The 21,970-nt window shown below is 31.8% G+C and carries 21 protein-coding genes, 9 pseudogenes and 1 other annotated feature; of the genes and pseudogenes, 29 read left to right on the top strand and 1 reads right to left on the bottom strand.

All coding sequences use genetic code 11. From position 1 onward, the window contains the following. Positions 1-9: 9 nt before the first annotated feature. From queA to PL321_RS13530, 24 genes and pseudogenes are all read left to right on the top strand, one after another. Positions 10-1,032: pseudogene (gene queA / locus PL321_RS13645) on the top strand (tRNA preQ1(34) S-adenosylmethionine ribosyltransferase-isomerase QueA). Positions 1,033-1,042: 10 nt separating this feature from the next. After that, positions 1,043-2,179, top strand: a complete 1,137-nt coding sequence (gene tgt, locus PL321_RS13640; protein WP_273962392.1) for a tRNA guanosine(34) transglycosylase Tgt — start codon at positions 1,043-1,045, stop codon at positions 2,177-2,179. A gap of 48 nt (positions 2,180-2,227) precedes the next feature. Beyond that, positions 2,228-2,542 carry a TIGR04086 family membrane protein gene (locus tag PL321_RS13635; RefSeq protein ID WP_273962391.1) on the top strand — a complete coding sequence of 105 codons (315 nt, stop codon included), beginning with the start codon at positions 2,228-2,230 and terminating at the stop codon, positions 2,540-2,542. A gap of 197 nt (positions 2,543-2,739) precedes the next feature. Further along, a complete protein-coding gene (gene scfA / locus PL321_RS13630) occupies positions 2,740-2,880 on the top strand; it encodes a six-cysteine ranthipeptide SCIFF (RefSeq protein ID WP_018662320.1) in 141 nt (46 codons plus the stop codon). An 81-nt stretch (positions 2,881-2,961) separates the two neighbouring features. Next, a pseudogene (scfB, locus tag PL321_RS13625) lies at positions 2,962-4,295 on the top strand (thioether cross-link-forming SCIFF peptide maturase). 2 nt (positions 4,296-4,297) lie between these two features. Then, positions 4,298-4,798 (top strand): gamma carbonic anhydrase family protein, encoded by a 501-nt coding sequence (locus PL321_RS13620; RefSeq protein ID WP_273962390.1) that lies wholly within the window; start codon positions 4,298-4,300, stop codon positions 4,796-4,798. Positions 4,799-4,897: 99 nt separating this feature from the next. Further along, a pseudogene (locus PL321_RS13615) lies at positions 4,898-5,556 on the top strand (HD domain-containing protein). An 18-nt stretch (positions 5,557-5,574) separates the two neighbouring features. Beyond that, on the top strand, positions 5,575-6,912 hold the full coding sequence (gene secD, locus PL321_RS13610; RefSeq protein ID WP_273962389.1) for a protein translocase subunit SecD: 1,338 nt from the start codon (positions 5,575-5,577) through the stop codon (positions 6,910-6,912). Beyond that, the gene (gene secF, locus PL321_RS13605) at positions 6,827-7,507 is read left to right on the top strand and encodes a protein translocase subunit SecF (protein WP_273962388.1); all 681 of its coding nucleotides are present in this window, start codon (positions 6,827-6,829) and stop codon (positions 7,505-7,507) included. The genes secD and secF overlap by 86 nt, the downstream gene beginning before the upstream one ends. Then, the gene (locus PL321_RS13600) at positions 7,456-7,689 is read left to right on the top strand and encodes a hypothetical protein (protein WP_337961173.1); all 234 of its coding nucleotides are present in this window, start codon (positions 7,456-7,458) and stop codon (positions 7,687-7,689) included. Before secF ends, PL321_RS13600 begins: the two co-directional genes overlap by 52 nt. Before the next feature lie 111 nt (positions 7,690-7,800). Then, the gene (locus tag PL321_RS13595) at positions 7,801-8,046 is read left to right on the top strand and encodes a hypothetical protein (RefSeq protein WP_273962387.1); all 246 of its coding nucleotides are present in this window, start codon (positions 7,801-7,803) and stop codon (positions 8,044-8,046) included. Next, complete coding sequence (gene recJ / locus PL321_RS13590) at positions 8,010-9,185, top strand: single-stranded-DNA-specific exonuclease RecJ (protein ID WP_337961172.1); 1,176 nt, start codon at positions 8,010-8,012, stop codon at positions 9,183-9,185. Before PL321_RS13595 ends, recJ begins: the two co-directional genes overlap by 37 nt. A 38-nt stretch (positions 9,186-9,223) precedes the next feature. Further along, a complete protein-coding gene (locus tag PL321_RS13585) occupies positions 9,224-9,634 on the top strand; it encodes a hypothetical protein (protein ID WP_273962386.1) in 411 nt (136 codons plus the stop codon). A gap of 102 nt (positions 9,635-9,736) precedes the next feature. Then, positions 9,737-9,880 carry a hypothetical protein gene (locus tag PL321_RS13580; protein ID WP_273962385.1) on the top strand — a complete coding sequence of 48 codons (144 nt, stop codon included), beginning with the start codon at positions 9,737-9,739 and terminating at the stop codon, positions 9,878-9,880. Between the two features lie 8 nt (positions 9,881-9,888). Continuing rightward, a complete protein-coding gene (locus PL321_RS13575; protein WP_273962384.1) occupies positions 9,889-10,158 on the top strand; it encodes a hypothetical protein in 270 nt (89 codons plus the stop codon). A gap of 2 nt (positions 10,159-10,160) precedes the next feature. Further along, a complete protein-coding gene (locus PL321_RS13570) occupies positions 10,161-10,679 on the top strand; it encodes an adenine phosphoribosyltransferase (protein ID WP_273962383.1) in 519 nt (172 codons plus the stop codon). Positions 10,680-10,785: 106 nt separating this feature from the next. After that, positions 10,786-12,955 (top strand): annotated as a pseudogene (locus PL321_RS13565) (RelA/SpoT family protein). A gap of 10 nt (positions 12,956-12,965) precedes the next feature. Next, positions 12,966-13,414: pseudogene (gene dtd / locus PL321_RS13560) on the top strand (D-aminoacyl-tRNA deacylase). Between the two features lie 11 nt (positions 13,415-13,425). After that, positions 13,426-13,629: an MBL fold metallo-hydrolase gene (locus PL321_RS13555; RefSeq protein WP_273962382.1), complete on the top strand. Its 204-nt coding sequence runs from the start codon at positions 13,426-13,428 to the stop codon at positions 13,627-13,629. Beyond that, positions 13,626-13,925 carry a hypothetical protein gene (locus PL321_RS13550; protein ID WP_273962381.1) on the top strand — a complete coding sequence of 100 codons (300 nt, stop codon included), beginning with the start codon at positions 13,626-13,628 and terminating at the stop codon, positions 13,923-13,925. Before PL321_RS13555 ends, PL321_RS13550 begins: the two co-directional genes overlap by 4 nt. Before the next feature lie 177 nt (positions 13,926-14,102). After that, positions 14,103-14,285: a hypothetical protein gene (locus tag PL321_RS13545; protein WP_273962380.1), complete on the top strand. Its 183-nt coding sequence runs from the start codon at positions 14,103-14,105 to the stop codon at positions 14,283-14,285. Positions 14,286-14,431: 146 nt separating this feature from the next. After that, positions 14,432-14,635 carry a hypothetical protein gene (locus PL321_RS13540; protein ID WP_273962379.1) on the top strand — a complete coding sequence of 68 codons (204 nt, stop codon included), beginning with the start codon at positions 14,432-14,434 and terminating at the stop codon, positions 14,633-14,635. A gap of 331 nt (positions 14,636-14,966) precedes the next feature. Beyond that, positions 14,967-15,527 (top strand): radical SAM protein, encoded by a 561-nt coding sequence (locus tag PL321_RS13535; RefSeq protein ID WP_273962378.1) that lies wholly within the window; start codon positions 14,967-14,969, stop codon positions 15,525-15,527. Continuing rightward, complete coding sequence (locus PL321_RS13530) at positions 15,524-15,697, top strand: hypothetical protein (protein WP_273962377.1); 174 nt, start codon at positions 15,524-15,526, stop codon at positions 15,695-15,697. The genes PL321_RS13535 and PL321_RS13530 overlap by 4 nt, the downstream gene beginning before the upstream one ends. 93 nt (positions 15,698-15,790) lie before the next feature. Here the strand turns inward: PL321_RS13530 and lgt are convergent. Next, positions 15,791-16,552: pseudogene (gene lgt / locus PL321_RS13525) on the bottom strand (prolipoprotein diacylglyceryl transferase). A gap of 141 nt (positions 16,553-16,693) precedes the next feature. On the opposite strand from lgt, the gene PL321_RS13520 reads away from it, so the two are divergent. From PL321_RS13520 to aspS, 5 genes and pseudogenes are all read left to right on the top strand, one after another. After that, entirely contained in the window at positions 16,694-16,825 is a 132-nt protein-coding gene (locus PL321_RS13520) for a hypothetical protein (RefSeq protein WP_273962376.1), read from the top strand. A 405-nt stretch (positions 16,826-17,230) separates the two neighbouring features. Beyond that, complete coding sequence (locus PL321_RS20225; RefSeq protein WP_337960833.1) at positions 17,231-17,815, top strand: hypothetical protein; 585 nt, start codon at positions 17,231-17,233, stop codon at positions 17,813-17,815. Between the two features lie 20 nt (positions 17,816-17,835). Next, positions 17,836-18,482: pseudogene (locus PL321_RS20220) on the top strand (DNA recombination protein RmuC). Positions 18,483-18,631: 149 nt separating this feature from the next. Further along, positions 18,632-18,838: a binding site (T-box leader), on the top strand. Between the two features lie 47 nt (positions 18,839-18,885). Next, positions 18,886-20,130 (top strand): annotated as a pseudogene (hisS, locus tag PL321_RS13510) (histidine--tRNA ligase). A gap of 16 nt (positions 20,131-20,146) precedes the next feature. Further along, positions 20,147-21,932: pseudogene (gene aspS, locus PL321_RS13505) on the top strand (aspartate--tRNA ligase). Positions 21,933-21,970: the final 38 nt, after the last annotated feature.

Raw genomic sequence — 21,970 nt, 5'->3', positions numbered from 1 at the left:
GGTGATTTGATGAATGTAAAGGACTTTTATTTTGATTTGCCAGAGGAACTTATTGCACAAACACCAATTGAGCCAAGAGATATGTCAAGGCTAATGGTTTTAGATAAAAAACAGGTGAGATTGAGCATAGAATTTTTAGAGATATTATAGATTTTTTAAATGAAGGTGACTGCTTAGTTTTAAATAATAGTAGAGTAATTCCAGCAAGATTGTTTGGAGTAAAGGAAGATACAGGGGCAAACGTAGAATTTGTTCTTTTAAAAGAATAGATAAGGATAAATGGGAAACGTTAGTAAAACCAGGGAAAAAGCAAAAATTGGCTCAAAGTTTGTTTTTGGTGATGGAGAATTACGCTGTGAGGTCTTAGAAAATACCGAATCAGGTGGAAGAATTATAGAGTTTAAATATGACGGTATTTTTGAACAAATACTTGATAGATTAGGAAATATGCCACTTCCGCCTTATATAAAGGCAGAACTTAAGGATAGGGAAAGATATCAAACCGTTTATTCAAAGGTTGAGGGTTCGGCTGCGGCACCAACTGCTGGGTTGCATTTTACACACGAACTTTTAGAAAAAATAAAGAATAAAGGCGTTAAAATTGCATATTTAACCTTACACGTAGGACTTGGAACCTTCAGGCCAGTTAAGGTGGAAAATATATTAGAGCATAAAATGCATTCTGAATTTTATATGATTGATGATGAAAATGCACAAATTATAAATACTACAAAAAAGAATGGAAAAAGAATAATCGCAGTAGGAACTACATCCTGTAGAACGTTAGAGACGGCAGCTGATGAAAATGGATTAATAAAGCCACAAAGCGGTTGGACTGATATTTTTATTTATCCTGGTTACACATTTAAATGTGTAGATGCTCTTATAACTAACTTCCATTTACCAGAATCAACACTTATTATGCTTGTAAGTGCATTGGCAGGCCGCAAAAACATATTAAATGCCTATAATACTGCAGTTAAAGAAAAATACAGATTCTTTAGTTTTGGAGATGCAATGTTTATAAAGTAGGAGGAGAAATATGGGAGCAATAAGATATGAACTTATTAAAACTTGTAAACAGTCTGGAGCAAGATTAGGAAGATTACATACACCACACGGAGTTATTGAGACACCTATATTTATGCCTGTAGGAACGCAAGCTACAGTAAAAACAATGACTCCAGAGGAATTAAAGGAGATAGGAGCACAAATAATTTTAAGTAATACATATCATCTTTATATGAGGCCTGGTGAAAAATTGGTTGAAAAAGCTGGCGGACTACATAAATTTATGAACTGGGATAGACCAATACTTACAGATAGTGGAGGATTTCAAGTATTTAGCTTAAGCCAGCTAAGGGATATAACAGAAGAAGGTGTTACCTTTAGATCTCATATTGATGGATCAAAACATTTTATTTCACCAGAAAAGGCAATAGAGATTGAAAATGCATTAGGGGCTGATATTATTATGGCCTTTGACGAGTGTCTGCCTTATCCTTGTGATTATGATTATGCTAAAAATTCACTTTACAGAACTATAAGATGGGCAGAAAGATGTCTGAAGGCTCACAATAATACTGAAAAGCAAGCTTTATTTGGAATAATACAAGGTGGAATGTATAGAGATTTAAGAGAAGAAAGTGTAAGAGAAATGATAAAATTAGATTTCCCTGGATATGCTGTTGGAGGACTAAGTATTGGAGAACCAAAGGATATAATGTATGAGGTTCTTGATTGGACAGTTCATCTGCTTCCAGAAAATAAGCCAAGATACCTTATGGGTGTAGGAAGTCCAGATGCTCTATTAGAGGGTGTTATAAGAGGAGTAGATATGTTTGATTGTGTTCTGCCAACAAGAATTGCAAGAAACGGAACTGTATTTACAAGTAAGGGTAAGCTTGTTGTAAGAAATGCAGAATATGCAGAGGATTTTAGACCATTAGATGAAGAATGCGATTGTTATGCTTGTAGAAATTATTCAAGAGCATATATAAGACATTTGTTTAAGGCAAAAGAAATACTTGGTGCAAGATTAACAACAATACATAATTTAAGATTCTTGTTAAAGCTTATGGAAGATGTAAGACAGGCAATTATGGAGGATAGGCTTCTTGATTTTAAAGAGGAATTCTTTGAAAAGTATGGATATAACGAAGGTAAGTGGACATTTTAATCATAAATAATAAAACTACCCTCATATAATTAATATGGGGGTGGTTTAATGTCAAAGCAAGATATAAAAGAAAACATTACAATGATTTATTTAAAATCAATTATAAGGGGAATTATTTTATCAATTCTATTGCTTTTAATTACAGCTATTGTATTCCATTATTCTAATTTAGATCCCAAACATATTGATACAGTAACTTTCATAATAACAGTACTTAGTATTGTTTATGCATCTTTATATGGATGTTTTAAGATTAAGACAAAGGGATATTTACACGGAGGAGTAATTGGAATACTTTATATGGTTGTAGTTGGGATGGTATCTTTGTTTGTACAAAAGGAAATATTCATTTTAAAGGATTAATAATAATGTTAATTATGTCTTTAGCTATTGGTATTTTTCAGGGCTTATTGGTATAATATTGTCAGACAGATAAATAAAATATGTTTAGCCAAGCTAATATTAACAATTTATGCACAAAATACTTTTTACTCTTGAGTATAGTATTTTATTGTGTTATAATCATAAAAGTGTAAAGCATAATAAAAGGAGGAGTAGACATGAAGCATATAAAGACAATAAACATGGGTGCTCTTAAGAACAGCATAGCAAAACCAGGATGCAAAGAGTGTGCAAACTCATGCCAATCAGCTTGTAAAACTTCTTGTACAGTTGCAAACCTTGAATGCGAGAATAGATAATCTGTAGCAGTAACTTATGTTACTGCTTTTTAACTATAATATAAGGAGGAAAAAACGTTGAAATTACACAAATTTAGACAAATGGGAATGAATATAGTAATAGACGTAAATAGTGGAGCAATTCACGTTGTAGATGATATAGTTTATGATGTATTAGATCACTATAAATCAAATACTTTAGATGAAATCATAATAAATTTACAAAATAAATATTCAAAGGAACAAATAAAGGAAGCATATGATGAAATAATGCAGTTAGAGGAAGAAGGATTATTATATACAGAAGATCCATATAAAAATATAATATTGAATGATAATGGACCATCCTATATAAAAGCTATGTGTTTAAATATAGCACACGACTGTAATTTAAAATGTAAATACTGCTTTGCTTCAGAGGGAGATTATAAAGGTGAAAGAAAGCTTATGTCACCAGAAGTAGGTAAAAGAGCGGTAGATTTTGTTATAGAAAATGCAGGCCCAAGAAAAAACGTAGAAATTGATTTGTTTGGTGGAGAACCCCTGATGAATTTTAAGACTGTAAAAGAAATCGTTGAATATGCAAGAAAAAGAGAAAAGGAAACAGGGAAAAACATAAGATTTACTATAACTACAAATGCTACATTGTTAAATGATGAAATAATGGATTTTATAGATGAAAATATGGGCAATGTAGTTTTAAGTATAGATGGAAGAAAGGAAGTTAATGATAATATTAGAATAAGATATGATGGTACAGGAACCTTTGACGACATTTTACCCAAGATAAAGGCAATGGTAGAGAAGAGAAAAGATGGAAAACAATATTATGTAAGAGGTACCTTTACAAGAGAAAACTTAGATTTTTATAATGATGTTATGATGCTTGCAGACGAAGGCTTTAAGGAAATATCAATCGAACCTGTTGTTCTTGAAGACAAGCACCCCTTTCTTTAAGAGAAGAGGATTTAGATACAATATTTGAACAATACGATAAATTGGCAGATGAAATAGTTAATAGACAAAAACAAGGAAAAGGATTTAAATTCTATCATTTCAACATAGATGTTAATGGAGGTCCTTGTGTATATAAAAGAATTTCTGGTTGTGGTGCAGGATATGAGTATGTTGCAGTAACTCCAGATGGAGATATATATCCTTGCCATCAGTTTGTTGGAAATGAAGAATTTAAGTTAGGTAATGTATTTGATGGAATATCAAATAAAGAACTAATAAAAACCTTTAAAAATGGACATATATATAATAAGCCTAAATGTATGGAATGTTGGGCGAGATTTTATTGTTCTGGAGGATGTCAAGCAAACAACTACAGCTTTAATAAAGATATACACGTTCCATACGAACTTGGATGCCAAATGATGAAGAAGAGAGTTGAATGTGCAATAGCTATAAAAGCTAAACTTATGGAGGAATAATTATGATAAGAAACTATTTTGAAAAACTTCCTAAAATTGCACAGGATGTATTTGTAGCAGAATCGGCAGATGTTATTGGTGATGTTGAAGTAAAAGAAGGAAGTAGTATATGGTATAGGGCGGTTCTAAGAGGAGATATAAATAAAATCTCTATAGGAAAATGTGTTAATATACAGGACGGATGTGTACTTCATTCGGATAAAAATGCCCCAACTATAATTGGTGACTATGTAACTATAGGACATAATGCAATAGTTCACGGTGCACAGGTAAAGGATAGATGCCTTATAGGTATGGGAGCAGTTATATTAAATGGTGCAATTATTGGTGAAGACTCAATAGTAGCAGCAGGTTCAGTAGTTACTCAAGGGAAAGAAATACCTCCTAAAAGTTTGGTAATGGGAACTCCAGCAAAGGTTGTAAGACAGCTTACTGAAGAAGAGGTTGAACATATAAAGCAGTCAGCAATAAATTATATGAACCTTGCTCAAGACTATAAGTAAGAATAAAAGGGGGTCTATCCCTTTTATAATTTAAAATTCTTTTACTAAAATTAGCAGGAATTTTAAATTTTACGTAGAATAAATATAAGAGGTGGAGCTATGGTTACATTAATTGATGTAAAAAATAATGAAGAAGTTAAGACCTATATGGAACAGGGTGACAAATTTTTAGGTTCAATGGGCTTTACCGAACATAGTTTAAGACATTCGACAATAGTATCTAACATTGCTTCGAATATCTTAAAAAAATTAGGATATTCAGATAGAGAAGTTGAACTTGCAGCAATTGCAGGTTTTTGCACGACATTGGTAATGTGGTAAGCAGACACGATCACGGACAAACCGGTGCAATTCTTGCAATGAGAATTTTAAAGGAAATGGGAATGGACTATAATGAAATTGCATATATTGCATCGGCAATAGGTAATCACGAAGAAGAGTATGGTCATCCTGTAAATGATATTGCGGCTGCACTAATTATAGCAGATAAAACAGACGTACATAGAGGGAGGGTGAGAAATAAGGAATTTGCTACATTTGATATACACGACAGAGTTAACTATGCAGCAGAAAAGTCAGAGGTTGAAATTATTAAAGATGAAAGAATTATAAGATTAAATCTTAAGATAAATATAGAAATATGTCCTGTTATGGAGTATTTTGAGATTTTCTTAGCCAGAATGATGATGTGTAGAAAGGCTGCTGCATTCTTAAACACAAACTTTCAACTTGTAATTAATGATGCAAGATTGTTGTAATCTGAAAGGGGATTCTAAATGCAAGTAAAGACAAAAAGCAGATTAAAGTTTTTAATTTCAGCTGTGTTGATTGTTCTTTTTGCCTACATACTATCATCAGGACTTATAGTAGGTGATTATAAGATAAGTTCAATAGGAGAAATAACAAAATTAGGACTTGATCTTAAAGGTGGAGTCTATATTGAAGAGGAAATAAAGGGAGATAATGTTTCAAAGGAAACTATAGAAAGAACAAAAGAACTAATTGAGTTAAGAGTTAATGCATTAGGTGTAAATGAATCAGTTGTAACAATAACACAACAAAATAGAATAAGAATAGAAATTCCAGGTGTATATGATGCAGAAAATGCACTTAAGCAAATAGGAAAAACAGGTAAATTGACATTTAAAGGCCCAAATAATGATGTAGTTATAACAGGAGAAGATATAAAGGATGCGACAGTTGGTGTTAATCAACAAACAAATCAACCTGTTGTACAGCTAAAGTTAAATGAAAAGGGAACAAAGAAGTTTGCAGAAGCAACAGAAAAATACGTAGGTCAAGTTATATCAATCTATATGGATGATGAGCTTGTATCAGCCCCAGTTGTTAAGAGTGTAATAACAACAGGAGAGGCAATAATAGAAGGAAGTAAAGATATTGAAGAGGCAAAGAGACTTGCAGGAATAATCAAGTCAGGAGCACTGCCTGTAGAACTTGTTCCTGCTACAGTAAAAACAATAGGACCTTCACTTGGTGCAGATGCAATTCCAACAAGTAAAAAGGCAGCCGTAATAGGTATATTATTAGTAATGATATTTATGGCAATATACTACAGAATTCCAGGAATAATTGCAGACCTTGCACTTACAGTTTATATAATGCTTACAATGCTTATATTTACGACTGTTTTAAAAGCAACACTTACTTTACCAGGTATTGCAGGTTTATTACTATCAATAGGTATGGCTGTTGATGCTAACGTTTTAATATTTGAAAGAATAAAGGAAGAATTAAAACTTGGAAGATCATTAAGAACTGCAGTTGATGCAGGTTTTAGCAGAGCATTACCATCAATATTAGATTCAAACATAACAACAATTATTGCAGGTTTAGTTTTAATGTGGCTTGGTGCAGGTCAAGTTAAAGGTTTTGCCCTTACCCTTGTGACAGGTGTAGTATGTTCACTATTTACAGCAATTACTGTAACAAAGTTCCTATTGAAAAACTTTGTTAATTCAAATTGGATAGACAACAAAAAATGTATGGAGCATAAGGGGAGGGATTTAGATGATAAAGGTAGTAGAGAGATCAAAAGTTTGGATTTCTATATCACTTTCAATAATAATTGTTGGAATGTTAATGTGGGCCTTTAAGGGTCTAAATTTAGGTATAGATTTTAAAGGCGGAACTGTAGTTGTAGTAAAAATGGATAAAGAACCAGATAATAGTACTTTAGAAGAGATAAGAAAAATATCTGCAAAGTACGATCCATCAGCTCAGGTGCAAAAGGTAGGTACTGATGAAGTAAACATAAGAGGGAATGCTATAACAGATGAACAAATTCCAAAGCTTTATAAAGAAATAAAAGAATCATTAAACCTAAAGGAAGAAAAGCCAAGATATACAGACAGAATAGGTCCATCAATAGGAAAAGAATTAAGAAAAAATGCAATATATTCATCAATAGTGGCAGTTGCATTAATGCTTATATATATATCATTAAGATTTGAATTTAAGTTTGGTGTAGCAGCAGTAATTGCCTTAGTGCACGACCTTTTAATAACTATAGCTATTTATGTATTCTTACAAATTCCTGTAAATAGTAGTTTTATAGCTGCTATTCTTACGGTGTTAGGTTATTCTATAAATGATACAATAGTTGTTTTTGACAGAATAAGAGAAAACAGTAAAAAGGTATTTATAGTAGTAGAAGAGAACTTGTTAATGCAAGTATATCTCAATCAATAACAAGATCTATAAATACAGTTTTAACAACTCTATTTACTATAACTGCACTTTATATTCTTGGTGTATCTTCAATAAAAGAATTTGCTCTTCCACTTATTGTTGGTATATTAAGTGGAACATATTCATCAATTTTTATAGCAAGCCCAATTTGGTATATATGGAATGAAAAGAAAATGGCATAAAACAGTCAGGTTTATCCTGACTATTTTTTCTTTCCCCCATTGAAATAGTTTCATATCTAATTTATAATATATATGTTTCAACTAAAATGAGGGGAAAAGTGTTATGAAGAAGTGGGTTATAAAAAAGTAGAACACGTTAACCAGAATCTTCACAAAAACAGAATAATTAACGCTCTATTGAATTCAAGAGGAATAAGTCTATCCAAAGAGGCTCTTGATTTTTTAAACCCTAAAATAGAAAACCTTTTAAATCCATATCTATTGAAGGATATGGATAGGGCAGTTGAAAGAATTGATACTGCAATAAAAAGGGAGAAAAGATTGTTATATACGGAGACTATGATGTTGACGGTATAACCAGTACATCAATACTTATAAGAGCCTTAAGAAAATTAGGGGTAGATGTGTCCTTTTATATTCCTGATAGATTAAACGAAGGATATGGAATAAATAAAGATGCAATAGATTACATTAAACAGCTTGCAACAGATTTAATTATAACTGTTGACTGTGGAATTACTGCAGTAGAAGAAGTTAAGTATGCAAGGGAACTTGGAATGGATATTATAATTACTGATCATCACGAGTGTAAGGAGATAATACCAGATACATATGTTATTAATCCTAAAAGACACGACTGTACATATCCAAATAAAAATTTAGCTGGATGCGGAGTTGCCTTTAAATTAGTTCAAGCACTTTGGATGAAGTATAATTTGTCTGGATTTGAAGAACTTTTAGATATATGTGCAATAGGTACAATTGCAGATATTGTTGAAATTACAGGAGAAAATAGGATTATTGTAAGTCAAGGTCTTAAAAAGCTACAAAACAGTGAAAAATGTGGCATAAAGGCATTAAAGAATGTAGCTGGTATAACAGATGTTACATCATATAGCATAGCCTTTCAAATTGCACCAAGAATTAATGCAGTTGGAAGATTAAGTGATGCAAGAATAGCAGTTGAACTATTTACAACAACTGATGAGGATAAAGCAATGCAAATTGCAAAATATCTTGACCAAGAAAATAGAAGTCGACAAAAGATAGAAGAAGAAATATTAAACGAAGCTTTAATTATGATACAAAATAATTTTGATTTATCAAACGATAGAGTAATTGTTCTTTCCTCACCATTTTGGCACGTTGGTGTCGTTGGAATAGTTGCATCAAGATTGGTAGAACGTTTTCATAGACCAGTAATTCTACTTTGTGAAGATAAGGAAGGTTTTTGTAAAGGCTCAGGTAGAAGTATAGAAGGATTTAATCTATTTGAAAATCTGTTAAAATGTGAAGATATATTAGTCAAATTTGGAGGACACGAATTAGCGGCAGGTTTAACAATAGAAAAGTCAAAGATTAATGAGCTCATAGAAAGACTTAATGAATATGCAAAAGAGATGGACGTTGAGATGTTCTTACCAAAGTTATATATTGATTTAGAGATGACTACTGAAGATATAACCTTTGAGACAGCAGAGGAAATAAAAAATTAGAGCCCTACGGTTTTGGTAATCCATCACCGGTATTTTATATGGAAAATTTAAAGGTAGTTTCTAAAAGGGCTGTAGGAAGCAATAATAAACATCTAAAACTATTATTGGATAAAGATAGCATAACCTATGATGGTGTATACTTTAATGGGTATGAAGAGTTAAAAGACAAGGAATGGGAAAATATAGATGTAGTTTTTAATCTGGATATTAACGAATGGAATAATACTAAAAATCTTCAATTATTAATAAAAGCAGTAAGGCCTCATTCTAAATGGGTAACAGAGTATTTTAAGAGTAATTATTATAGATATTTAAAATTTGTTGATAATAATAAGACAGCATCTAATTTTGCTGGTGGTATAAATTTCATTCCTAAGAATGAAAACTTCCTAAAGGAATTTGTTTATTTTAAAAAGGGATATATTCTGGTTTCCTCTAAAAATCCTTAGATGAACTAAAATATTTTTGGATTTCTACAAAGTTAATTTTTCAAAAACGATGGTTATGATGCACAAATCATTGTTTGTCCTAATATAGATGAAATAGATTTTATGAATTCAGAGGTACTTATATATGATTTCTTGCCAGGCACATATGAATATGAAAGGGTTTTAAATAGTGCAAAGAAAGTATATAATTTTTATGAAGAGGAAACACTTGTTTTAATAGATGAATTTTTGAAGATATTAAAATAAATAAAGAAATGCTATTTAAAGTATATAGTGATTTATTATATAATGAAATTATAGGCACTGTTGATGAATTATCTGTAAATTATAATGTTAATCCCTATCAGATGTACAAGATTATTATGACTTTAAAAAATAGTGAAGTTGCCAAGGTATTTATAAAAAATGATTTGTTAAAGTTAATTAAATTTAAGGCTGATTTAGAATCTATAGAACTTGAAGACTATAGCAGGAAAATTCAGGAGTTAAAAAACTTATTCAATAATTTTAAATGGGAGGTATAAAAATGAATTTAGTAGAAAAAATAAGAATAATAGAAGATTTTCCAAAGAAAGGTATAAGTTTCAAGGATGTTACAACACTATTAAAGGATGGAGAAGCATTTAAGTATGCAGTAGATAAAATGATTGAATATGCTAAGGATAAGAATATAGATTTAGTTGTTGGACCTGAAGCAAGAGGCTTTGTTTTTGGGACACCTGTTGCATATGGATTAGGTGTTGGTTTTGTTCCAGTAAGAAAGCCTGGTAAGCTTCCAGCAGATACACTTAAATACGAATACGATTTAGAATATGGAAGTGACTGTTTAGAAATACATAAGGACGCAATAAAACCAGGACAAAGGGTTCTAATTGTTGATGATTTACTTGCTACAGGTGGGACAATTGCATCAGTTGCAAATTTAGTTGAACAATTAGGTGGCGAAGTAGTTGGAATGTGTTTCTTAATTGAATTGACAGGATTAAACGGTAGAGAAAAGCTTGCAAAATATAACGTTGAGTCACTTATAAAATATGAATTTTAATGTCGAAAAAAATTGCAAATAAACTAAATTTGATATATAATTATTAAAAAGTATGGCTGGTATGTATACCAGCCTTATATTATAAACAAGAGAAGTGAGGGCGACTATGCTTGATGTAATTGTTGATAAAATAAAAAACAAAAATTAGACGTTGATATAGATTTAATAAAGAGAGCTTACTATTTGGCTGAAAAGGCACATAAAGACCAATATAGGGAGTCAGGGGAGCCTTATTTAATGCATCCAGTAGAAGTTGCATTAATTACTATAGAACTTGGGCTTGATACTGATACTATTTGTGCTGCTCTTTTACACGATGTGGTTGAAGATACTGAATATACTTATGAAGATATAAAAAATATGTTTAACCCTCAGATTGCATTTTTAGTTGAAGGTGTTACCAAACTTGGTAAGATAGAATATAAATCTAAGGAAGAACAGCAGGCAGAAAATATTAGAAAGATGCTTGTAGCAATGGCAAATGATGTTAGGGTTATTCTTATTAAACTTGCAGATAGACTTCATAATATGAGAACATTAAAATATCTTCCACCACACAAGCAAAAGGAAAAGGCCCAAGAGACTTTAGATATATTTGCACCGCTTGCCCACAGATTAGGTATCTCTAAAATAAAGTGGGAACTTGAGGATTTATGTTTAAGGTATCTAAAACCAGATGAATATTATGATTTGGTTAATAAAGTTCAAAAAAGAGAGTAGAACGTGAAAAGGAATTAAACGAAATAATAGATATATTAAAAAATAAATTATCACAATCAGGAATAGTTGCCGATATAGAAGGTCGTCCAAAACATTTTTATAGCATTTACAGAAAGATGGTATTTAAGAATAAAACCTTTGATCAAATATTTGACCTATTAGCAGTTAGAGTTATAGTTGATACAGTCAGGGATTGTTATGCAGCCCTTGGAATTGTTCATACTTTATGGAAACCAATACCAGGAAGGTTTAAAGATTATATTGCAATGCCAAAACCAAATATGTATCAGTCGCTGCATACAACAGTTATAGGCCCTGGTGGCCAGCCCTTTGAAATTCAGATAAGAACCTGGGAAATGCATAGGACTGCTGAATACGGTATCGCAGCTCACTGGAAATACAAAGAGGGTATAAACAGCGATGATTTAGGAGACAGATTAAAGTGGTTGAGGGAAATTATCGAATTCCAGAAACAAACAAGTGATGCAAAGGAATTTATGGAGACTGTAAAAATAGATTTATTTTCTGATGAAGTGTTTGTGTTTACGCCAAAAGGAACAGTAATTGATTTACCAATTGATTCTACGCCGATAGATTTTGCCTATAGAATACATACAGATATAGGCAATAAATGTGTGGGAGCTAAGGTAAATGGTAAGATGGTTCCGCTTGATTATAAGTTAAAAACTGGTGATATAGTAGAAATAATTACATCAAGTACATCTAAGGGACCCAGCAGGGATTGGTTAAATATAGCAAAAAGTTCACAGGCAAAAAATAAAATCAAACAGTATTTTAAGAGAATTTATAAAGAAGAGAACATTGAAAAGGGAAAAGAATTAATAGAAAAAGAACTTAGGAGACAGAAAATATCTTATGCAGATGCAATGAAGTCTGACATAATAGACGTTGTTTTAAAAAGGTTTAACTATGCTCAGTTAGACGACCTTTATGCTACAATAGGCAGCGGTGCTCTTTCAGCTTCACTTGTTGTAGGAAAAATAAAAGAAGAACTGTTTAAGGATAAGGACAAGGAAGAAGCTAAAAATACTATTGAATTTGAGCAAAAGAAACAAACAAAAAGTGAAAGAAGACGAGAAGGTGTAAAGCAGGGAATAGAGGTAAATGGAGAAAAGGATTTATTAGTACGATTTGCAAAGTGTTGCAACCCTGTACCAGGAGATGAAATTGTAGGTTTTATAACAAAGGGTAGAGGAGTTTCTATTCATAGAATGGATTGTACAAATTTTAAACACTTATCTGAAGCTGAACCAGAAAGAGTTATTGAAGCAAGATGGACTGGAGAACATACATCCTCCTTTGTTGCAGATATACAAATTGAGGCAACAGATAGAACAGGACTTCTTGCAGATATTACAAATACAATTGTAAATTCAAAGGTTTCAGTTAAAGCAATAAACGCCAGAACAAGCAGAAAAAATACAGCAACAATACATCTATCTTTAGAAGTTTTAAATACAGAACAGCTTGAAAAGATAATGAGAGATTTTAGAAAATTGTCTGGTGTATTAGATGTTTATAGAAATAGAAATTAGGGGTGATTATATGAGAGCTGTTGTCCAAAGAGTAAATAACGCAAGTGTTGAAGTAGAGGGTAATATTGTAGGAAATATTGATAGGGGTATATTAGTACTGTTAGGAGTAGAAGAATTAGATACAGAAGAAGATATAAAATACTTAGCAGAAAAGGTTTGTAATTTAAGAATATTTGATGATGAAGAGGGCAAGATGAATTTGTCCCTTGTGGATGTTGACGGTGAACTATTAGTTGTTTCTCAATTTACACTCTATGGGGACTGTAGAAAGGGAAGAAGACCAAATTATATGATGGCTGCAAAACCTGACTATGCAGAAAAGATGTATCTAAATTTTGTAGAGGAATGTAAAAATATATTAAAAAAGTAGAAAAAGGGCAGTTTCAAGCATATATGAAGGTAAGACTTGAGAATGATGGCCCAGTAACATTACTTTTAGACAGCAAGAAAAACTTTTAGGAGTGATTTAAATGATAGTTAAAACATATGAAATGGGATATTTTCAGACTAATTGTTATTTAGTTATTGATGATAAAACAAATGAAGCATTTTGTGTTGACCCAGGTGGAGACACAACAGAACTTATAGAAGATATAAAGTCTATGAATTTCAGTTTAAAATATATAATTTTAACTCACGGGCACGCTGATCATATAGCTGGGGTAAAAAATTGAAGGATGAGACGGGAGCTTTAGTAGTTGCCCACGAAAAGGATAGTTATTTAATTAATGGTGGTACAATTGAGCTAATACCAATATACTCAAATATGAAACTATTTGATGTTGATTTATATGTTAAACACAAAGATATATTAAAGGTTGGAGATTTAGAACTTAAGATATTAGAAACTCCAGGACATACACCAGGAGGAATTTCAGTATTAGTAAATGATTCTGTATTTACTGGAGATGCACTTTTAGGGGTTCTATTGGAAGAACTGATTTTCCAAAGGGAGATAGAGAGGAGCTAATAAATTCAATTAAAGAAAATCTACTTGTTTTAGATGATAAGATAAAGGTTTATCCAGGACACGGAATATATACAACTATTGGACTTGAAAAAAGGTTTAACCCTTTTTAAGATAATTTGAATATATGGACATCAAAGTGGGAACAATGTATTTGAATTTATAAAAGGAGAGGTTAATATGAAGAAAAAGAGAGTAAATGGTTATTCAGAATCCTATGTTAACCCACTTGATGAATTAGACTATGAAAGATATTCAGAGATGATGGAAAATGGCTATACTGATAGAGATATAGCAAAAGAGCTTAAAGTTAGTGAAAAGTTTGTAAAAAGACTAAGACAGGAGACTAAAAAGTATTTGTAGGTGTATAGGATGATAAGAGTAGGACTTATAGGACACGATTACAGGTATGAAGTATTTCAAATACTGAATCTTTTTATGAAAAGGAAGAAATAGAATTTTGCCAAGACAATTATGATATAATAAGTATTTTAGATGAAGACAAGGTTTTGTTTAAAATAGGAGAAATTATTGAAAAAGATTGTATAGATAAAAATGATATAAAATCAATAAAAAACTCCTTAAAAAGAACTGCTCTTAGGGCACTTAGTAGATATTTTAATAAAAATATTCCCTGGGGAATATTGGTTGGAATAAGACCAACAAAGATAGTACACGAACTTAAAAAAGAGGGTATACTTCTGAAGAAATAAAAAAGTATTTAATAGAGTACTATCTTTTAAGCAAGGACAAGGCTAATTTAACCATAGAGGTTGCAGAAAACGAAGCAAGATTTTTAGATAAAAATAAAAATGCGGTTAGCTTATATGTTGGCATTCCATTTTGTCCAACAAGATGTGTATACTGTTCCTTTGCATCTAATTCAATATATGGAAATGAAAATTTAGCAGAAAAATATGTAGATGCACTTATTAGGGAATTTGATGCAGTCTTAGGATATTTGAAGAATAATAATATATCAATCGATACTTTATATTTTGGAGGGGTACGCCCTCATCTTTAACAGCTGAACAGATAGATAGGTTGCTTAACAGGTTAGAAGGTTATGTAAACCTACATTCTATTAGGGAATTTACCTTTGAGGCAGGAAGACCAGATTCAATTAATAGACAGAAACTGAAGATACTTAAAAGCTATGGTGTGACAAGGATTAGCATAAATCCACAGACAATGAATGAGGAGACGCTTGTCAAAATTGGAAGAAGACACACAACAAAAGATATTATAGATAAATTTTATATGGCACGTGATATAGGATTTGATAATATAAATATGGATATTATAATAGGGCTGCCTGATGAAGATTTAAGTTCTATAGACAAAACTATGTCAGAACTTAAAAAGCTTTCGCCTGAAAGCATTACAATACATACTATGGCAATAAAGAGGGCATCAATATTAAATGAGATAGATTATAAAAGTAAAACAGATAGTGCAGTATCAATGTATAACTATGCTTCTCAATGCTGTAGAGAAATTGGGATGATTCCTTACTATATGTATAGACAGAAGAATATGGTGAGTCCGTTAGAAAATGTAGGATACAGTAAAAGGGAAAAGAATGTATATATAACATACAAATGATTGCGGAAAATATTTCTATAATATCCTTAGGTGCAGATGCTATTACAAAGATTGTTTATGAAGATGAAAATAGAATAGAAAGAGTGGCAAATGTAAAGGATGTTAGGGAATATATTAGTAGAATCGATGAGATGATCTATAAAAAGTTAAAGGCATTAAGTGATACATAAAATAAACGACATTCATAACTAAGTTTTTAGGTTATGGATGTCGTTTATTTTGCCTTTGGTTTTTAAATTAAAGTATGTAAAAATTAAACAAAATTAGTACAGTTCACTATTTTTATTTAAAATTATAAAAACAATTGAAACTACAATTCCAATAATGCTGACTAATTGTGCTGTTCTAAAAGGACCTATCATTAGGCTGTCTGTTCTTAATCCTTCTATAAAATATCTTCCGATAGAATACAAAAGAACATATAAAAAGAATATGTTTCCACGTTTTGTTATAACATTTCTTACAAAAAGGATTAAAATTATAAAAATTATAAGATTCCATAGAGATTCATATAGAAAGGTTGGGTGATAGTATTTTCCTTCAATAAGCATTCCCTTTGAATAAATTCAGGGAACTTGCTTATAAATTCTTTAGATACCTCACTGCCGTGGGCTTCTTGATTAAAAAGTTACCCCACCTACCTACAGATTGTGCAAGAACAATTGAAGGTGCAGCTAAATCAAGGTAGGTTAACAGGTTAATTCTCTTTTTCTTTGAATATATGTAAGCAGCAAGTATTCCAAATATTATTCCTCCGTGGATAGCAAGTCCACCCTGTCTTATGTTTAGAATTTCTATTGGATTTTTATATACAAACTGTAATTGAATATTACATAGTATAGGCGTGCACCAATTATTCCAAAGGGAAGAGATACTAAAGCACAATCTACAAATTGTTCGTAATTAACATTTAAATACTTTGAATTAATTTTAGCAACAACAAAAGCTATAAGCATTCCTAAGGCTATTAAAATGCCGTACCATCTTATAGCAACTCCAAAAATGTAAAAGGCTATTGGATTCAATCGCATCACTCCTTATTGATGATATTTTTATTTTATCACATATTTCACTAAAAGGAAGAATAAAAATTTTATTGTATAAGTTTAATTTACACTTTTGACTTAATACTCTATAATAAAAATAGGGTTGGAGGTGATTTTGTAATGTATTTGATGAGGGGATTAATAATTTGGATAGTAATGTTTGTGCTTGGTATTGTTATTTCTGTTCTTACTATTCAATTATTATTAAAGGCCATAAAGGCATTAGATATTTATATAAACAAAAATAAATAATAGCATTATTTTAAGGTAAAATAAGCAGATTGTTGACAAACATAAAAGATGCTCTGATTATGAAATTGCCCCTTGAAAGGATTTCAAATAGGCATATTTCATAAGCTTTAGCAAGTGTTGCTTTTCGACTTTGAAAAAGGTCCGTAATTCGGTACACGATGTGCCGAGCCGAGCGGCCCTCAAGGATGAGGGCATCGCGAGGGTAGGACTTTTCAAACAAAGAAAAGCTTAGACTTGCTTAGCGAAATGAAGGAATGCCAAGGAAATCCTTCAAGGGGCTTATCTTATATTGACTTTTTCAACAGCCTGATTATTTTAAGGTAAAATAAGTTTATAGTTTTAGTTTTTATGGTGCTATAATATAATTATAGTTATGGCACCTTATTTACTTTAATGACAAAATGTATGAGGGGATGGTTTTATGGATACAGTAATTGTAATTTTATTAATAGCAATAGTAGTGTTGCAGATAATCATCATTCTAAAACAAAAAATTCTGTAGATTTAGAAAAGCCTTTAAGAAATTTATCACAATCCTTAGAAGATAGAGTAAATAACATTATAAAGGATGAGATGCTTAGAAATAGAGAAGAATTAAATAAAAATTCAAGTCAAAACAGAATAGAAATAGCACAAAGCATAAAAAGCCTAACAGATAGTTTAAATACACAGATAACAAACATAGGTAATATGCAAAATAAACAGATTGAAGTTGTAAGTAATCAGCTAATTGATTTTTTAAAGAAAAATCAAGATGGTCTTGATAGAATAAGACAGAGTGTAGAGGAAAAACTAACGCAGATACAAAATGATAATAACATTAAACTGGAGGAGATGAGAAGGACAGTTGATGAAAAGCTTCATTCAACATTAGAAAATAGATTGTCTCAATCCTTTCAAAATATAAGTGAAAGACTTGAAGCCCTCTATAAGCAGCTTGGAGAAATCCAAAGTTTAACTACAGGAGTAAACGATCTAAAAGGGCATTAACTAATGTAAAAACAAGAGGTATATGGGGAGAAGTTCAACTTGCCAATATTATTTCAGAAATACTAACAAAGGAACAATATGATGAAAATGTTGTAACTAAAAAGGGTAGCTCAGATAGAGTAGAATTTGCTGTAAAATTACCAGGCAAAGACGATTTTAATAGATGTGTTTATCTTCCGATAGATGCAAAATTTCCGCAGGAGGACTATCAGAGGCTTCTTGATGCTCAGGAAGAGGGCAACAAAGAAGGTGTTGAATCTGCAAGAAAACAACTTGAAAATAGAATAAAACAAGAAGCAAAGAACATATATGAAAAATATATTGATCCACCTAATACCACAGATTTTGCAATAATGTTTCTTCCAACTGAAAGCTTATTTGCAGAGGTAATTAGAAATGTTGGATTGATCGAAACATTGCAGAGGGAATATAAGGTTATAATAACAGGGCCAACAACTATTTCGGCTCTTTTAAATAGCCTTCAAATGGGATTTAGAACCTTAGCAATTGAAAAAGGTCAAGTGAAGTTTGGGCACTACTTGGGGCTGTAAAAACAGAGTTTACAAAGTTTGGAGATATATTAGAAAAGACGCAAAAGAAATTGCAGGAGGCAAGCAATACTATTGAAACAGCAGCAAAGAGGACAAAGACAATTGAAAAAAGCTAAAGACGGTTCAGGAACTGCCTATAGAAGAAAGTGAAAGAATTTTAATAGAGGATGATGAAAAATAAAAAATCATTCAATTAAGGTGTAAAATAAAGTATATCACTTGACAGTTTATATCTGAATTTGTATAATTAATCTAAAATTTATATTTAAATACTATGAAGGGGAGGAGTAGTTTCCAAACACTTTACAGGGAGAAACTGCCTTAGATTGAGAGCAGTTTTAAAGTTAAGGGAGATGAAGGACACCCTGGAGTTTGTACCTGAATTAAGTAGGGATACACGCTGTCGGCGTTAAAGAGTTAAGTGGGCTATGCCAATTAGGGTGGCACCGCGGGAATAATACCCGTCCCTTGCTTTAGGGACGGTTTCTTTGATAAAAAGATTTAAGGAGGGATATTATGTTGTTAACAAAGGCACCAAAGGGAACAAGAGACGTTTTACCTAAGGATGTTCATAAGTGGCAGTACATAGAACAAAAGGTCAGGGAAGTCTGTTCTTATTTTGGATTTTCAGAAATAAGAACACCAACCTTTGAACATACAGAACTTGTTCAAAGAGGAGTTGGAGAGACTACAGATATCTTCCAAAAGGAAATGTACACATTCTTAGATAAGGCAGGAAGAAGTATAACATTAAAACCAGAAGGAACTGCCCCAGCAGCAAGAGCCTTTTAGAGAATGGCCTTTACTCAGAAGTACAACCTACAAAGCTTTTTTATATAACACCAGTATTTAGATATGAACAGGTACAAAAGGGAAGATTAAGGGAACACCATCAATTTGGTGTTGAACTGTTTGGTTCTGGTGATGCATCAGCAGATGCAGAGGTAATATCACTTGCATTTACGTTTTTCAATAACCTTGGACTAATGGATTTAACAGTCAATATTAATAACATTGGATGTCCAAATTGTAGACCAAATTATAACAATGCTCTTAAGGAATATTTAAAGGAGAACTTTAATAATCTCTGTCCAACTTGCAAAGAAAGATATGAAAGAAATCCATTAAGAGTACTTGATTGTAAAAACGATACCTGCAAAAAATTGCAGAAGGTGCACCTGTTGTAATTGACTATATATGTGATGAATGTAAGACTCACTTTGAAGATTTAAAATCAGAATTAGATGCACTAAAAATAAATTATGTTGTTGACCCATATATAGTTAGAGGATTAGATTATTATACAAAAACAGTTTTTGAAATAATATCAGAGGACATAGGTGCAAAGAGTACAGTTTGTGGTGGCGGAAGATATGACAATTTAATTGAAGAAATAGGTGGATCAAAAACACCAGCAGTTGGATTTGGCCTTGGTATTGAAAGATTGATACTTATGCTTGAATCAAAGGGAATCGAGATACCAAATATAAAACCTAATTTAATATATATTGCAAGTTTAGGTGAAAGAGCAAAAAGGCATCATCAAAGATAGCTTTTGACTTGAGGAGAGAGGGCATAAGTGTAGAAAAGGACTTGATGAACAGAAGTTTAAAAGCTCAAATGAAATATGCAAACAAGATAGGTGCAAATTATGTAATTATAATTGGTGATGATGAATTAGATAAAGGAATAGTTAAAATCAAAAATATGGCAACTGGCGAAGAAAAAGAAACTTCCATAGAGGAAATTAAGTTTAATTTATAATTAAGGAGGGTAAAAAATGGCAGAAGCATTAAATGGCTTAAAGAGAACCTGTATGTGTGGAGAAGTAACAGAAGACAAAGTGGGAAGCAAAGTAACAGTAATGGGATGGGTTCAAAGAAGAAGAGATTTAGGTGGACTAATATTTGTAGACTTAAGAGATAGAACAGGGATTGTTCAGGTTGTATTTGGTGACGAAATAAATAAAGAAGCCTTTGAAAAGGCACATTCTATAAGAAGTGAGTATGTTCTTGCAGTAACAGGAGAAGTTGTATTAAGAGAATCTCCAAATTTAAATATGCCAACTGGTAAAGTAGAGATAAAGGCAGAAGCATTAAAGATTCTTTCAGAATCAGAAACCCCACCAATATATATAAAGGAAAATCTTGATGCATCAGAAGCAATAAGATTAAAATATAGATATTTGGACTTAAGAAGACCGGATTTACAAAGAAATCTAATGATAAGACATAAGGCAGCAAAGGTAGTACGTGACTTTTTGATGAAAATGGATTCTTAGAAATAGAAACTCCATATTTAACAAAAAGTACTCCAGAAGGTGCAAGAGACTACTTAGTTCCAAGTAGAAATTTTCCAGGAAAGTTTTATGCACTTCCTCAATCACCACAAATATTTAAGCAATTACTTATGATTTCAGGATATGACAGATATTTTCAGATAGTAAGATGTTTTAGAGATGAAGACTTAAGAGCTAATAGACAGCCAGAATTTACTCAAATAGATATTGAGATGTCCTTTGTTGATGTAGATGATGTTATATCAATAAATGAAAAATTTATACAAAGACTATTTAAAGAAGTTAAGGGAATTGATATAGAAGTTCCATTTATAAGAATGCCATACAAAGAGGCTATGGAAAGATATGGTTCAGACAAACCAGATATTAGATTTGGTATGGAGCTAAAGGATTTAACAGACATTGTTAAGGATTCAGAGTTTAAGGTATTTAAGGATACTGTTTTAGCAGGTGGTAATGTAAGGGCGATAAATGCTGAAGGTTGTGCCGATTTTGGAAGAAAAGAGATAGATAGATTAACTGAATTTGTTAAGACTTATGGTGCAAAGGGTCTTGCTTGGATAGCACTTAAGGACGGAGAGATAAAATCACAAATTGCAAAGTTCCTAAAGGAAGAAGAAATAAATGCAATAATAGAAAAGACTGAAGCAAAGGATGGAGACTTAATATTAATAGTTGCTGATAAACCAAAGGTTGTTTTTGCTTCATTAGGTGCCCTAAGACTTGAACTTGCAAGAAAGCTTGGTCTTATAGGTCCAGAAAATAAAGAATATAAGTTCCTATGGGTTACAGAGTTTCCACTACTTGAATATGACGAGGAAGAGGGAAGATATGTAGCAGTACACCATCCATTTACGTCACCTATGGATGAGGATATTGAGCTTTTGGAAAAGGATCCGGGAAGTGTAAGAGCAAAGGCCTATGATATTGTATTAAATGGTGAAGAAATTGGAGGAGGAAGTATAAGAATCCACGACACTAAACTCAAGAGAGAATGTTTAAGGCTTTAGGATTTACAATGGAGGATGCTTGGGATAGATTTGGATTTTTACTTGAAGCCTTCAAATTCGGGCCTCCTCCACACGGTGGAATAGCATACGGATTTGACAGATTAATAATGTTCCTTGCAGGTACTGAAAATATAAAGGATGTTATAGCATTCCCAAAGAACCAAAATGCAGCTTGCCCTTTATCAAATGCACCAAATGTAGTTGATAAAAAACAATTAGATGAGCTGGGTATACAAATAATAGAAAATGAAAGATAAAAATGCAACACAACCTAAAAGTGTGGATTGATGAAGTT

This window comes from Caloramator sp. mosi_1 (assembly GCF_028622835.1).
Classification (GTDB): Bacteria; Bacillota; Clostridia; order Clostridiales; family Caloramatoraceae; genus Thermobrachium.
The sequence above is the reverse complement of the archived record's forward strand: the minus strand, read 5'-3'. Positions and strand labels throughout refer to the sequence as shown.